The sequence below is a fragment of the Phyllobacterium phragmitis genome, from assembly GCF_002980495.1.
GTDB classification, from domain to species: domain Bacteria; phylum Pseudomonadota; class Alphaproteobacteria; order Rhizobiales; family Rhizobiaceae; genus Paramesorhizobium; species Paramesorhizobium phragmitis.
On sequence record NZ_PVBR01000003.1, the window covers coordinates 21,878 to 36,648 of the forward strand.

Below are 14,771 nucleotides of genomic sequence, written 5' to 3' on the forward strand. Positions count from 1 at the left end.
ATGGCTAGGGTAAAGCAAAAAGGCGGCCTGATCGGTTGCGGCTTCTTCGCCCACAATCATCTCCATGCATGGCAGGAAATCGAAGGCGCCGAAATCGTCGCCTTATGCGATCGTGACGAAAAGCGGCTCAAAGAGGCCGGCGAAAAGTTCGGCATCGCCAATCTCTATACCGATGCAGCGAAAATGCTCGCCAGCGAAAAACTGGATTTCGTCGATATCGCCACGACCGTTGCCACGCACCGCCCGCTGGTCGAACTGGCGGCAAAGGCGGGCGTTGCCGTGATATGCCAGAAGCCGTTCGCGGAAACGCTTAGTGATGCGCAGGCCATGGTGGATGCGTGCAAGACCGCTGACGTGCCACTCATGGTGCATGAGAATTTCCGTTGGCAATCGCCGATAAGAGCCGTCCGTGCGGTGCTCGATGCCGGGACACTGGGAGACATCTTCTGGGGGCGGGTATCGTTCCGCTCCGCCTATGATGTCTTTTCCGGCCAGCCCTATCTCGCTACCGAGGAACGCTTCATCATCCAGGATCTCGGCATCCATATCCTCGATATCGCCCGTTTCCTGTTTGGCGATGTGGCGCAGTTGAGCGCGACGACGCGCCGGGTCAATCCCGCCATTCGCGGCGAGGACGTCGCCACCATCTTGCTGGACCACGAAACCGGCGCGACCAGCATATGCGATTGCAGCTATGCAACGCAGCAGCCCGAGGAGCTTTTCCCGCAAACGCTGGTCGAGATCGACGGCAGCAAGGGAACGCTGCGGCTCGGAGCGAACTACCAGATGATCGTTCATGCCGATGGCCAAACGCAAACGCTCGACGTGTCGCCGAAGCTCCACGCCTGGGCGAGACGGCCATGGCACAACATCCAGGAAAGCGTGTTCAACATCGAACGGCACTGGACCGATTGCCTCAACAGTGGGCATGAGCCGGAAACGTCAGGTGCCGACAATCTGAAGACCATGGCGCTGGTTTTCGCGGCGTATGAATCCGCCGCCGCCGATCAGAAAGCAATAGATGTGAGGCGGATGGCATGATGTCCGCCGGTCTGAGCGAAGCAATCGCACTCTACGGCACGGAAGAACCGCCGCAGACGTTCAGGCAGCTTCGCGCCGGCGATCTTTCAGCAGAGCTGGTCGATGGAAATCTCCGCTATATCCGTTTTCGCGGCCATGAGATTCTGCGCGCCATATCCTATGTGGTGCGCGACGAGAACTGGGGCACCTACGCCTCTGAGATAAGCGGCCTCGTCATCGAACAGGAGCCTGATCGTTTCACGGTGCGCTACCGCGCCGATTGCGGCGGTACGCTCGCCTACGAGGCCCGCATCTCAGGACATTGCGACGGGCGCCTCGTTTTCGAAGCCATCGCCACGCCCGACAAGGATTTCACCACCAACCGCTGCGGCTTCTGCGTGCTGCATCCCATCCTCAATGTCGCCGGCAGGCCTGTGGCGGTTGGACATAATGACGGTTCCTTGCAGGAGACGGCTTTCCCCGATCTGATCGAACCGTGGCAGCCCTTCAAGGAAATCAGCGCACTGACGCACCAGGTGGCTGAGGGCATCACCGCCATTTGCAGCTTTGCCGGTGACGTTTTCGAGATGGAGGATCAGCGCAACTGGTCCGATGCCTCCTACAAGACCTATGTCCGCCCGCTGGCGCTGCCATGGCCCTATGTGATGTCGGCTGGCCAAGAGAGCCGGCAGGCCGTCGATTTGCGGATCACGACGCAAGACAATGCACCGGCGGCTCCCGCGCGCGACGGCCCGGTCACGATCGCGATCAGCGAGGCGGATTCCGCACCAAGGCACCCCGAAATCGGCCTGCTCATCGAGCCCGACGAACTTGCCGCCACCATGGACGGCATTGCGGCTTTGCAAGACCTCGCCCCGCAATTCCTGCTTTTGCATTTCGATCCGACAGTTGGGCATGGCCCCGGCGAACTGGAGGCTTTCGCCCATTTGCAGCGGGAAGCCGGTTGTCCGGTCACGCTCGAATATGTCGTGGCCTGTGAGGGCGACCTGACGGAAGAATTCTCCGGGCTTGCCACGATGGTGCAAACCGCCGGCCTCAAGCTCGCCGCTCTCGCCGTCTGTCCTTCGGTCGACCGGCAATCGACACCACCGGGCAGCGAATGGCCGGAATGCCCTTCCCTTAGCCATATCTACAATGCTGCGCGCCGTGTATTTCCCGATACGCCTCTCGGCGGCGGCATGTTCAGCTATTTCACCGAGTTGAACCGCAAGCGTCCGCCGGTTGATATGCTGGATTTCGTCACCCACGGCACAAACCCGATCGTCCATGCCGCCGACGATATCTCCGTCATGGAGACACTGGAGACTTTGCCCGACATTTTCCGCTCTGCCCGCGCCATCATCGGGAATGGCACGACCTATCGCCTCGGCCTCTGCTCGATCCCGATGCGGCAGAACCCTTATGGCACGCATACGATGGCAAACCCGGACGGCCGGCGCGTTACAATGGTGCGAACAGACCCGCGGCAGCGGGGGCTGTTTGCCGCCGCATGGATGCTGGGTTATGCCGCGCGTGTCGCCGATCACGACATTGCCTCCATGGTTCCAGCGGCGCTGACCGGACCGCTCGGGATCTTGAGCAGCAAACAATCTCGAATACTGCCGATCCATTCGGTTCTTCGGGAGCTATGCAGATTGTCGGGCAAGAGCGCACCCAAATGCCGCTCGTCCGATCAGGCACGCGTGCTGGCGCTGGCAGCCGATGAACACGACGGCAGCCGAGCCCTCTTCATTACCAATCTCACACCAGCGGTGCAGCAGGTGGAATTTTACAACGATCATGGCTCCAAGCCGGTTGCTGTATCGGTGCTGCACGCGGAAAATTTCGGCGCGACCTTCGATGAAGCAGAGCAGGACTGCGTGGCAGGCAGCCTGTCACTGCCACCCTATGCGGTAGCGCGCATGCGGCTTTGCCGGGGAGCATCCGGCGTTTGAAAGCGCGGCGAAAACAAACGCGGGATTGGGCTATAAGCCTGACCGGCCTATGTTTATATGACGATATGAATCATACGCAGTGATTCCCAACGGATTCTCTTGTCGAGGAGGCCGTCGAACTGAATGACGCAGCACGATGAACGCATAGTCCGGCGAAAGCTCTCCGACGAGGTTTTCGATCGCTTGCGCGATCTGATCGCCAGCGGCGAGCTTGGCCCAGGCGACCTCATGCCTTCCGAACGCGATCTGATGGAGCGTTTCGGCGTAGGGCGGCCCGCCATTCGCGAGGCGATGCAGACATTGCACAATATGGGGCTGATCGTGGTGTCGCATGGCGAACGCGCCAGGGTCAGCGAACTGACCGCCCGCACCATGTTCAAGCAGATCGATGTGGTGGCGAGGATGCTGATCTCGACCACGCCCGAAGCGCTGGATCATCTGAAGGAAACAAGGCGTTTCTACGAGCGGGGCCTCGTCCGTCTGGCAGCGGAGCGCGCTGGCGAAACCGATATCCGTGAGCTGGAGGAGATCCTGGCGCGCCAGGAGGGCCATTTCGGTGATCCGCGCATGTTCATCGCCGATGACCTCGCCTTTCACCGCAAGATTGCAGCCATATCGGGCAATCCGATGCTGGAGGCCTTGAGCGAATCCTTGCTCAACTGGTTGTTCGAATATCATACTGAAATGCTGATCTGGACCGGCAAGGAAAAGGTAACGCTGCGTGAACATCACGCCATTCTCGACTGCATCCGTCAGAAAGAGCCCGATGCCGCGGAAACGGCGATGATCGTCCATATCGACCGCTCGGGAACGCTTTATTCCTATCCCCCGCAGGGCAAACGATAATGGCTGGAAAGAGCCCGGAGGTTCATCTGGGTGTTACATGCGGCTCCTACAGTTTGAAAACGCTCTAAACTGGAGCCGTTTTTCATATTGAGGATAGCCAGATGAACGAACACGTTTCACAGCAAGCCCTGTTTAAGACAAGCCAGCTGGAGGACGCCGACAGCGCACCGCGCAACCCGACCGACAACCCGACCATGGGCGAGATCATCAGCACGCGTTTTTCGCGGCGCGGTTTTCTTCAGGGCTCGCTCGCGGTTTCCGCCATCGCGGCAACGGTCAGCCCGCTGGCGCTCCTGACCGCCGAGGATGCCAAGGCAGATACGGGCTCCGCCTTCTCGTTTAGGGAAGTCGAAGCCGGCGTCGATGCCAATCATCATGTCGCCGAAGGCTATGATGCCGATGTGCTGCTGCGCTGGGGCGACCCGCTTTTCCCCGATGCGCCCGCATTCGATCCGACCAAGCAGACCGCCGAGGCGCAGGCCAGGCAGTTCGGCTACAACAATGATTATGTCGGCTATATCCCTCTCGAGGGTTCCGCCACCCATGGCCTGCTCGTGGTCAACCACGAATATACCAACCCGCATCTGATGTTTGCCGGTCTCGTCACCGTCGCGGATGGCAAGATCAAGCAGAACCCGCTCACCAAGGATCAGGTCGATATCGAGCTCGCGGCCCATGGCGGCACGATCGTCGAGATCGAGAAGGTCGACGGCAAGTGGCAGCCCGTGCTCAGCAGCCCCTATAACCGCCGCATCACCGTCAATACCGAGATGATGCTGTCCGGCCCGGCGGCCGGCAACGACAGGTTGAAGACCAGTGCTGACGCGACCGGCACACGAGTCTTCGGCACCGTCAATAATTGCGCTGGCGGTGTCACGCCCTGGAACACCTACATCATGGCCGAAGAGAACATTCACGGCTATTTCAGCGGCGAACTGCCGGCAGGTCATCGCGAAGCCGCCAATTATGAGCGCCTCGGCATCCCCAACGGCTCTTACGAATGGGCGAACTACTATGATCGCTTCGACGTCTCCAAGGAGCCGAACGAAGCCAACCGCTTCGGCTGGGTGGTCGAGGTCGACGCGCTCGATCCCAACGCCATGCCGAAAAAGCGCACCGCGCTTGGCCGCGTCAAGCATGAAGGCGCGGAATCGATCGTCAGCAAGGATGGCCGCGTCGTCTTCTATCTCGGCGATGACGAGCGCTTCGACTATGTCTATAAATTCGTGACGGCGGGCAAGTTCAATCCCGACGATCGCGCCGCCAATATGGACCTGCTCGATGAAGGCACGCTTTATGTCGCCAAATTCTCCGAGGACGGCACCGTGGAATGGATGCCGCTCGTCTTCGGCCAGGGTCCGCTGACTGCCGAAAACGGTTTCCAGAGCCAGGCCGACGTGCTGATCGAGACGCGGCGTTCCGGCGATCTTCTGGGCGCCACCAAGATGGACCGTCCAGAGGACATCCAGCCCAATGGCGTCACCGGCACGGTCTATGTCATGCTGACCAACAACACCAAGCGCACCGACGAACAGGTCGATGCCGCCAATCCGCGCGCCAAGAACGCCTTCGGCCATATCATCGAGATCATGGAAGCCGATGGCGATTTCGCCGCCACCACGGGCAAATGGGAAGTGCTGCTGAAATGCGGCGACCCGTCCATTGCCGATGTCGGCGCGACCTTCTCGACCGAGACGACGAAGAACGGCTGGTTCGGCATGCCGGACAATTGCGCCGTGGATGCAGCCGGGCGTCTGTGGGTTTCCACCGATGGCAACAGCAACAAGGCGACCGGTCGCACCGATGGTCTGTGGGCTGTCGATACGCAGGGTGAAGCCCGCGCCACGTCGAAGCTGTTCTTCCGGGTTCCGGTCGGCGCCGAGATGTGCGGACCGCTGTTCACGCCCGATGATGAGACCGCCTTTGTCGCGGTACAGCATCCGGCCGATGGTGGAGACGACTGGGACGGCCACGGTCGTCCGTCCTATTACGAGGATCTCTCGACCCGCTGGCCTGATTTCCGCGACGGCATGCCGGTGCGCCCCTCGGTCGTCGCCATCACCAAGCAGGGCGGCGGCAAGATCGCTGTCTAGAACCCGGAGCGGTTAAACGACTTCAATTCTTGCGCTCCCGTCCTAGCGGGAGCGCATTGCTATACACGATCAAAACCTGGAGTTTGCGACGATCCGCTGATCGTCAGCCGGGATTGCTGCGATTCCGGGAATAATGTTCACTGCGATGCCGGTTCTTTGCAATTGAGCCGCGGTCTCATGTGCTGATCCAAATTCGTCGGATTTGAGCCATACCACCCGCTGGCCGCCCTCGCGGACCATTGCCATCAGATGTTGCGGCGGCTTGCTGGAGCCGGTTGCCGCAACCCGTTTTGCCTCGCGACGGGCAAGTTGCAGGATATCCGTCGAGATGCCCTCGTCGAACAGGATGATTTCGGCCGCCTGCAGCGCCCTCACCGCCTTCAGTGGTAAAAGCTCCGCGTCGTGCGACTTCACCTCAATGATCGTCGTATGCGTAGGCTCAGTACGGCCTGCCCCGGATGACAATTCCTCCAGGAAAAGCTGTTCGTCCCGCCGGGAAGGTGCTTCTTCCGCGGTGAAGGCACGATCGACGAAGCGCTCCCAGAATTGCCGCCTGCCCTCACCGGGCGCGAGCCGCTCCACCACCGCCATGCGCAGGCTTTGCGCCAGGTCGGTCCAAGCGGAGAGTGATTGCGGTAGCACGGCCTCGATCCTGCGGCGGATCGCCTGCGCCAGGATTGGGGCTGCGCCATCCGTCGAAATGCTGATCACTGCCGGCGACCGGTTGACGATCGAGCCGAACTGGAACTGGCAATAGGCCGGTCTATCGATGACATTGAAGGGAACACCGGCCGTCCTTGCCGCGCTGGCGAAGGCCGCCGCCTCATCGTCACTCGCGGCGTCCGCGATGGCAATAGCGAAGGCAGGCCAATCGGCGCTTTGCCAGGAAGAATTGCGATGGAAAATCTTGCCGGGTCCGTGCGCCGCCAGGAGCCCGATCATCTCTTCGCAGAGATCGTCTGTCGCATGAACCTCCACCATTGCGCCGCTCATCACCAGCAGCTCCGCCTTCCAGGCGGCGGCTGCCGACCCGTGGGCAATCAAGGCCCTTTTTCCCTTCAGCGATATGAACAGCGGGAGGACGGATAGAGGAGCAATCCGCGATCGGCCGTCGGCTGTATTACTCGGCCGCCTGAACCGGGTGTTTTCGATGACGCGCATCCAGTATCTCCCTGATTTCGGAGCGGCATGACCCGCAATTGGTTCCGGCATTGAGGGCGGTGCCGACCTCCTGCACCGAGCGGCAACCATTATCGATGGCCGCCACGATCTGGTTGATGCCGACGGAAAAGCATGAGCAGACGATGGCGCCAGAATCCGGCTGATCCGCCCCGGGCCGTCCGGCCATCACCGCGATGCGGCGACGGATCTCCGTATGCGCTATGCCAAGCTGCGTGACGGCCCATGTGCGCGAAACGGCCACCGGCTGGCGCGCGGCATAAAAGGCGAGCATAAGCTGTTCCCCGTCGAAAAAGGCAATCCGGCTATCGCCATTTTCCCGGTCGAAATAGGCGAGCGCCTCCAGTTCATCCGGGAGCCGCCAGGTTTCCCGGCACCATGCCTCCCAGCCTCCCGGCTGCTCGGCAAAGGCGCATTCCATGCGGAAGCCATGATCGACCTTGGCGATGGCGAAATAATCGGCGTTGTCGGGTATTGGCCGGTTCATCGACACCGCGAAGCCGTAGGAAGCCGTGGCGTATGGCTCTACGGAAACCCCGACATGCTTCAACGCGGGCTGACCGGAAACCGAATCGGTGATTGATGGCACCAGCACATCGACGCGGGCATTGGAGGCAAATTGGTCCGTCCAGTGGATCGGCACAAAGATAGAACTACGCGGTTGCCGGGCCGTGATCAGAGCGCGGACGACGATCTTGCCGTGAGGGCTGGCGATGCGGATAAGCGTCGCATCGCCAGCCCCGAGCGCTCTTGCATCCGCCGGATTGATCTCGGCGAATGGCTCGGCAAGGTGGGCGGACAGCCGGGCGCTTTTGGCCGTTCGCGTCATGGTGTGCCACTGGTCGCGGATCCGTCCAGTGTTGAGAACCAGCGGGTACGCTGCATGGACACGCTCCGTCGCCATCGCTCGAACCGCGATGAAGCGCGCTTTGTGATCCGGGGTATAGAAGCGGCCATTGGCGAAAAAGCGCGAGGCACCCCCCTCTGCCCTGCCGGGCATCTCCCCCACAAGGGGGGAGATTGGCTGACGCAAATGTTGGTGCTTACCTTTCAACGCTTGTGATTTGGGGCCAGCATCTATGAAGGCCTGATCTCCCCCCTTGTGGGGGAGATGGCTGGCAAGCCAGAGGGGGGTGCCTCGGGCAGTTGCGGGCCATTGGAAGGGCTTCAACGTTTCATAAACGGCGTCAGAAATCCTCGCATAATCCCCAATATCGAAATCGCGCTCCCCCCCATTCTCAAAACCCGAAAGCGCCGCATGTTCTGCAAAAATCTGCGCCGGGTTCTCGAATGCGAAAGCCTCGCCAAACCCCATGCGCTTCGCCACATCGCAGATGATGCGCCAATCGCCGCGCGCCTCGCCGGGGAGCGGCAGGAAGGGGCGCTGGCGGGAAATCCGCCGTTCGGAATTGGTGACCGTGCCGTCCTTTTCGCCCCAGCCCGCCGCCGGAAGCAGCACATGGGCATATTGCGTCGTGTCGGTGTCGCGCATGATGTCGGAGACGACAACAAACGGGCAATTGCGGATCGCCTCGGCCACGCTATCGGCATCAGGCATGGAAACCACGGGATTGGTGCCCATGATCCACAGCGCCTTGATCCGCCCATCAGCCACGGCCTTGAACATGTCCACGGCCTTGAGGCCGGGCTTTTGGGCGATGGCAGGCGCATTCCAGAAACGCTGGACGCGCTCGCGATGCTCAGGCTTTTCGATTTCCATATGGGCGGCGAGCATATTGGCGAGCCCGCCGACCTCGCGCCCACCCATGGCGTTCGGTTGGCCGGTAAGCGAAAACGGCCCCATGCCCGGCCTGCCGATGCGCCCTGTCGCCAGATGGCAATTGATGATGGCGTTCACCTTGTCCGTACCGGATGAGGACTGGTTGACGCCCTGGCTATAGCAAGTGACGACCTTCTGCGTGGTCTCGAACAGCCGGTAGAACGCGATGATTTCCTCGATGGAAAGGCCAGTGAGCGCGTGGGTCTCAGCCTCGCCTTTTTGCGCCGCCGCAAGCGCTTCGGCAAAACCGTTCGTATGGTCGCGGATGAAATCATCATCCATCGCCGGACTGCGGGCGAGATGCGCCAACAGACCGTTGAACAGCGCCACATCGCCATCCGGGCGAACGCTCAAATGCATGTCGGCGATATCGCAGGTCATGGTGCGACGCGGGTCGATGACCACGATCTTCATCGCCGGACGCTTTTCCTTGGCGCTGGCGATCCGCTGGTAGAGGACCGGATGGCACCAGGCGAGATTGGAGCCGGTGAGGATGATGAGATCGGCCTCTTCCAGATCCTCATAAACGCCCGGCACCGTATCCGAACCGAAGGCGCGCCTGTGACCTGCCACCGACGAGGCCATGCACAGTCGGGAATTGGTGTCGATATTGGCGGTGCCGATGAAGCCCTTCATCAGCTTGTTGGCCGCATAATAATCCTCGGTCAGCAACTGACCGGAAACATAGAACGCCACGGAATCCGGCCCATGCTCGGCAATTGCCTCAGAGAATTTCCGCGCCACGAGATCAAGCGCCTCGTCCCACGTCGCGCGGTTGGAATGCCGCGCTTGCCCCTCACCCTTACCCTCTCCCCGCACGCGGGGAGAGGGGGACATAGATATTGTCGCCATTTCTTTTGAGCCAGGCACAGAAGAAGAAAGATGGGAAGCAACACCGATGCCCCCCTCCCCCCGTTCTTCACGGGGAGAGGGTAAGGGTGAGGGGCTAATTTCGGGATAAAGCAGCCGTCCGTCGAGATCGAGCGTTTCGGCCAGCGCCGAACCCTTGGAACAGAGCCGCCCAAAATTGGCCGGATGATCCGGATCGCCCTTCACGCTGACCGCCCCATCATCCGCAACGCTGGCAATGACGCCGCAGCCGACGCCGCAATAAGGACAGGCTGTCTTGACCTCTGCCGTCATCATTCCGCGGCTGCCAGCATCAGGCTTTCGAGCGCGATGAAGAGTTTTCCATCTTCGTTGCGCACGGGGATTGTCCGCACCTCGCCCTCGTCCGCGCCCAGCGCCCTGCCGGTCTCCAGCGAAATCACCCAATTGTGCAGCGGGCAGGTGACGGCGCGGCCATGGACGATGCCTTGGCTGAGCGGGCCACCCCTGTGTGGACAGTGGTCTTCGATCGCGAAGACATCATTCTCCGCCGTGCGGAACACCGCGATCTTGCCCTGCGGCGTCTTCACGCAGCGCGCGCCACGCAGCGGGATATCCGAGAGTTCGCCGATTTCGATCCAGTTCATCGCTTGCTCTTTTCTCATTTCCATCATGTCCTTCATCCTCGTCCCTCGAGGCTCATTTCGCTTCGCTTCATTCGTACCTCAGGATGAGGATGAAGGACGTCGCAGTAGCCCTCATCCTGAGGTGCATAGTGGACCCTGAGTTTGTCGAAGGGGGAACGAAGCCTCGAAGGACGAGGGCGCCTGGCAAATCCGTCAGCACTATTCCGCCGCTCCGGCATATTCCACCGTCGCCATCGGCTTGAACTCATGCTTGTCCTTGCCCGAGACGCGCTCGGACCAGGGATCGACCTGGGCGAATTTCTGGGAAAAGACGAAGCGCTCGTAATACATCTTGCGCTTGTCGTGATCGGTCATGATCTGGCGGCGAATCTCTTCAAGGCCGATGCGCTTTGCCCATTTGTAGATGCGTTCGAGATAACGGCCCTGCTCGCGATACATCTGCGTCAGCGCCACGATATGCTCCAACGCCTCGTCCTCGGTCTTCACCAACCCCAGCACGTCGGTGCCCTTGATATCGAGGCCCGCTGCGCCGGCGAAATGGATCTCGTAGCCTGAATCGACGCAGATAACGCCAATGTCCTTGCAGGTCGCCTCGGCGCAATTGCGTGGGCAGCCCGAGACCGCCAGCTTCAGCTTGGCCGGGGTCCACGACCCCCACATGAATTTCTCGATGCGGATGCCGAAGCCCGTTGAATCCTGCGTGCCGAAGCGGCACCAGTCGGAGCCGACGCAGGTTTTCACCGTGCGCAAGCCCTTGGCATAGGCCTGGCCTGAGACGAACCCCGCCTGCCCCAGATCGGCCCAGACAGCGGGAAGATCCTCCTTCTCGATGCCGAGCAGGTCGATGCGCTGGCCGCCCGTCACCTTGACCAACGGCACGTTGAACTTGTCCACCACATCGGCGATGGCGCGCAGTTCTTTAGCGTTGGTCACACCGCCCCACATGCGCGGCACGACCGAATAGGTGCCGTCCTTCTGGATGTTGGCGTGGACGCGCTCGTTGATGTAGCGCGACTGGTAATCATCGGCATATTCATCCGGCCAGTCGCAGACGAGATAATAATTGAGCGCCGGGCGGCATTTGGCGCAGCCGCAGGACGTCTTCCATTCCAGTTCCTGCATGACGGCGGGAATGGTCTTCAGCCCCTTGGCCTTGATCAGCCGGCGCACATCGTCATGGCCCAGATCCGTGCAGGTGCACATCGGCGTGACGGCGGCGGGGTTGTAGGCATCGCCGAGCGTCAGCTTCATGAGCTGTTCGACCAGCCCGGTGCAGGAGCCGCAGGAGGCGGACGCCTTGGTGTGCGCCCTGACATCGTCGAGCGAGGTCAGGCCCTTGGCTGTGATGGTCGAAGTGATCGTGCTTTTGCACACGCCGTTACAGCCGCAGATTTCCGCATCATCTGGCAAGGCTGCAACGGCCGCCATAGGGTCCAGGGGGGCGCCTCCCTGATAGGCCTGGCCGAAGATAAGCGTGTCGCGCATTTCCGAGACATCGGTCTGTTTACGCAACAGGTCGAAGAACCACGCGCCATCGCCGGTTTCGCCGTAAAGCACGGCGCCGAGGATGCGGTTTTCCTTCAGCACCAACCGCTTGTAGATGCCCGCGCTCGCATCGCGCAGCACGATCTCCTGACGGTCGTCGCTATCTGCGAAATCGCCGGCGGAATAAAGGCTGACGCCGGTGACTTTCAGCTGCGTCGCGGTTTCCACCGGACGGAAGGCGGCGTCCTGCTTGAGAAGCGTCTTCGCCGCCACCTTGGCCATGTCATAGAGCGGGGCGACGAGGCCGTAGCAGATGCGCTCATGCTCGACGCACTCGCCGAGGCTAAGAATGTCCGGGTCAGACGATACCATCTGGTCATTGACGACGATGCCGCGCTCGACATAGAGGCCCGCATCGGTCGCGACGCGCACTTCCGGGCGAATGCCGACCGCCATCACCACGATGTCGGCTGGATAGACGGTGCCGTCATCAAGCCCCACCGCCTCGACGCGATCCTTGCCGAGGATCGCCGTGGTCTGCGCCTTGCAGTGGACCTTGATCCCCCTGCCCTCAAGCTCTTTCTGCAGGAGATAGCCCGCCGCCGGATCGAGTTGGCGTTCCATCAAATGACCCATCAGGTGGAGAACGACCACCTCCATGCCACGCAAGCGAAGCGCCGCCGCCGCCTCCAGGCCCAGAAGACCGCCGCCGATCACCACTGCCTTCGCATTGGGCTTGCCCGCCGCCTCCACCATGGCATCGACATCGTCGAGATCGCGGAAGGCGCGCACGCCGGGCAGATCCTTGCCCACTATGGGGATGATGAACGGCGCGGAGCCGGTGGCTACCACCAATTTGTCGTAGGGTGTTTCGCCCTTCGCGGTGGTGATGAACTTGTTCTGGCGATCGATCCTGGTGACCGTCTCACCGAAGCGGCAGTTGACACCGTTTGAGGCATACCAGTCGGCGTCATGCGTGACGATCTGCTCGTAGGTCTTCTCGCCGGCGAGCACCGGCGACAACATGATGCGGTTATAGTTTCCGCGCGGTTCGGCCCCGAAGAGCGTCACGTCGAAAGCGCCGGGCGCTACCTCGAAAAGATGTTCGAGCATACGCCCGGAGGCCATGCCGGCGCCGACGACGACGAGTTTCTGTTTTACCATGTTGTTCCTCCTATTCCGCCGCTTCCGTGCGGACCACCTTCTGGCGGGCAATGCGTGCAAGACGCCTTTCCTTGATCGAGCAAAGCTGATCTTCGTCAGGATTGGCGCCACCTTCATAGGCTTCCAAAAAATCGAGAAGTTCCTCGCGATAGGCGTAGTAATCGGGGTGGGCGAGCAGTTGCTTGCGGGTTCTCGGCCGCGGCAGGTCCACTTCCATGATGTTACCGATCCGGGCATTCGGTCCGTTCGACATCATCACCACGCGGTCAGCGAGAAGAATGGCCTCGTCGACGTCGTGGGTCACGCAGATCGCCGTCACCTTGGTGCGCTTCCAGACATCCATCAACACTTCCTGCAACTCCCACCGCGTCAGGCTGTCGAGCATGCCGAAAGGCTCGTCGAGAAGCAGAAGCTTCGGCGAGAGCGCAAAGGCCCGGGCGATGCCGACACGCTGCTTCATGCCGTTGGAAAGATCAGCGGCAAACCTGTGCATGGCATCTCCGAGACCGACGCGCGCGAGATAGTATTCGACGATATCCTTTCGCTCGCCCGGCGAGGCTTTGGGGTAGACCTTGTCAACGCCGAGGGCGACATTCTCGCGGGCGGTGAGCCACGGCATGAGCGAAGGCGCCTGGAACACGACGGCACGGTCGGGACCCGCTCCGCTCACTTCGCGATTGTCGAGGATGATGCCCCCCGATGTAATCGGATTGAGGCCGGCGACCATCGACAGAACAGTGGACTTGCCGCAGCCCGAATGACCGATGATGGAGACGAACTCGCCCTTTTTCATCTTCATGTCGAAGCCGTCGACAACCGTCAGCGGACCCTTCGGCGTCGGGTATACCTTGCTTACCTCGAAAAACTCGACATAGCCTTTTTCCACCGTGGAGCGTGCCTTTTGGGCATAGGCGGCGGGCAGTTTATCCGGCTGGGGTTTTTGGGTGATCGGCACGACATTCGGCAGATCGATCAGCCGTGCGCCCTCGCCGGACCGGCTGGTACCGAGATCGATCAGATATTCCGTCACCTCCGCGCGGATGCGGACGAATTCGGGATTGGAATTGAGCTCGCCGCGATCGCGCGGACGCGGAATATCGACCTTGAAGCTCTTGCCGAGTGTGGCTCCGGGGCCCGGCGTCAAAGGTATGATGCGATCGGCAAGCAGGATGGCCTCGTCCACGTCATTGGTGATGAGAACGATCGTCTTCTTTTCCCTTTCGCAGATCTCGGCGAATTCGTCCTGAAGCTTCGACCGCGTCAGCGCGTCGAGCGCGGAAAGCGGTTCGTCGAGCAGAAGCACTTCGGGCTGCATGGCGAGCGCCCTGGCGACCGAGACACGCTGGCGCATGCCTCCCGACAATTCTGCCGGCTTGCGGTCAACCGCATGGGCGAGCCCCACCATTTCAATATACCGGCTGACCAGCTCGCGCCTTTCGCGCTTCGGCTTCGCCTTGTGAACGCTGTTAACCGCGAGCGCCACATTGCCCTGCACGGTGAGCCACGGCATCAGCGCATAGGACTGAAAGACAACCCCACGCTCCGGCTCGGGGCCTGTTACTTCCCGGTTTTTGAAAAGGAGCGCGCCGCTGTCCGGCACGGAGAGGCCCGCGAGCAGAGAAATCAATGTCGACTTGCCGGACCCTGAAAAGCCGACAATCGCGACAAACTCGCCTTCCTCCACCTTCAGGTCCACATTGGCGAGAACCTCGTTGTGGCCCTTCCCCGTACCGAAGGACTTGCAAACGTCGCTTGCTTCGAGAATTGGCATGCC

At 61.1% G+C, this 14,771-nt stretch carries 9 protein-coding genes and 1 pseudogene; 4 read left to right on the top strand and 6 right to left on the bottom strand.

Annotated features, from left to right (window positions below; genetic code table 11):
• From C5748_RS04220 to C5748_RS04235, 4 genes are all read left to right on the top strand, one after another.
• On the top strand, positions 1-1,041 hold the full coding sequence (locus C5748_RS04220; RefSeq protein WP_105740703.1) for a Gfo/Idh/MocA family protein: 1,041 nt from the start codon (positions 1-3) through the stop codon (positions 1,039-1,041).
• Positions 1,041-2,975, top strand: a complete 1,935-nt coding sequence (apnL, locus tag C5748_RS04225) for a D-apionate lactonase (protein ID WP_105740704.1) — start codon at positions 1,041-1,043, stop codon at positions 2,973-2,975. The genes C5748_RS04220 and apnL overlap by 1 nt, the downstream gene beginning before the upstream one ends.
• 123 nt (positions 2,976-3,098) lie before the next feature.
• Positions 3,099-3,821: a transcriptional regulator NanR gene (locus C5748_RS04230; RefSeq protein ID WP_105740705.1), complete on the top strand. Its 723-nt coding sequence runs from the start codon at positions 3,099-3,101 to the stop codon at positions 3,819-3,821.
• 101 nt (positions 3,822-3,922) lie between these two features.
• On the top strand, positions 3,923-5,914 hold the full coding sequence (locus C5748_RS04235; RefSeq protein ID WP_105740706.1) for a PhoX family protein: 1,992 nt from the start codon (positions 3,923-3,925) through the stop codon (positions 5,912-5,914).
• Positions 5,915-5,983: 69 nt separating this feature from the next.
• On the opposite strand, the gene C5748_RS04240 is transcribed toward C5748_RS04235, so the two are convergent.
• From C5748_RS04240 to C5748_RS04260, 6 genes and pseudogenes are all read right to left on the bottom strand, one after another.
• Positions 5,984-6,958: an NAD(P)-dependent oxidoreductase gene (locus C5748_RS04240; protein ID WP_158259806.1), complete on the bottom strand. Its 975-nt coding sequence runs from the start codon at positions 6,956-6,958 to the stop codon at positions 5,984-5,986.
• A 76-nt stretch (positions 6,959-7,034) separates the two neighbouring features.
• The gene (locus tag C5748_RS04245; protein ID WP_425350205.1) at positions 7,035-9,710 is read right to left on the bottom strand and encodes a nitrate reductase; all 2,676 of its coding nucleotides are present in this window, start codon (positions 9,708-9,710) and stop codon (positions 7,035-7,037) included.
• A gap of 102 nt (positions 9,711-9,812) precedes the next feature.
• A pseudogene (locus tag C5748_RS29390) lies at positions 9,813-10,016 on the bottom strand (hypothetical protein); the annotation flags it as partial.
• On the bottom strand, positions 10,016-10,348 hold the full coding sequence (gene nirD, locus C5748_RS04250; RefSeq protein ID WP_105741002.1) for a nitrite reductase small subunit NirD: 333 nt from the start codon (positions 10,346-10,348) through the stop codon (positions 10,016-10,018). The pseudogene C5748_RS29390 and the gene nirD, both read right to left, overlap by 1 nt.
• A gap of 198 nt (positions 10,349-10,546) precedes the next feature.
• Positions 10,547-12,997, bottom strand: a complete 2,451-nt coding sequence (gene nirB / locus C5748_RS04255; RefSeq protein WP_105740709.1) for a nitrite reductase large subunit NirB — start codon at positions 12,995-12,997, stop codon at positions 10,547-10,549.
• A gap of 10 nt (positions 12,998-13,007) precedes the next feature.
• The gene (locus tag C5748_RS04260; protein WP_105740710.1) at positions 13,008-14,768 is read right to left on the bottom strand and encodes an ABC transporter ATP-binding protein; all 1,761 of its coding nucleotides are present in this window, start codon (positions 14,766-14,768) and stop codon (positions 13,008-13,010) included.
• Positions 14,769-14,771: the final 3 nt, after the last annotated feature.

Coding starts and splice junctions, on each gene's coding strand:
- nirD (WP_105741002.1), bottom strand. CDS start 10,348: ATGAACTGGATCGAAATCGGCGAACTCTCGGATATCCCGCTGCGTGGC.
- C5748_RS04260 (WP_105740710.1), bottom strand. CDS start 14,768: ATGCCAATTCTCGAAGCAAGCGACGTTTGCAAGTCCTTCGGTACGGGG.
- C5748_RS04220 (WP_105740703.1), top strand. CDS start 1: ATGGCTAGGGTAAAGCAAAAAGGCGGCCTGATCGGTTGCGGCTTCTTC.
- nirB (WP_105740709.1), bottom strand. CDS start 12,997: ATGGTAAAACAGAAACTCGTCGTCGTCGGCGCCGGCATGGCCTCCGGG.
- C5748_RS04245 (WP_425350205.1), bottom strand. CDS start 9,710: ATGTCCCCCTCTCCCCGCGTGCGGGGAGAGGGTAAGGGTGAGGGGCAA.
- C5748_RS04235 (WP_105740706.1), top strand. CDS start 3,923: ATGAACGAACACGTTTCACAGCAAGCCCTGTTTAAGACAAGCCAGCTG.
- apnL (WP_105740704.1), top strand. CDS start 1,041: ATGTCCGCCGGTCTGAGCGAAGCAATCGCACTCTACGGCACGGAAGAA.
- C5748_RS04230 (WP_105740705.1), top strand. CDS start 3,099: ATGACGCAGCACGATGAACGCATAGTCCGGCGAAAGCTCTCCGACGAG.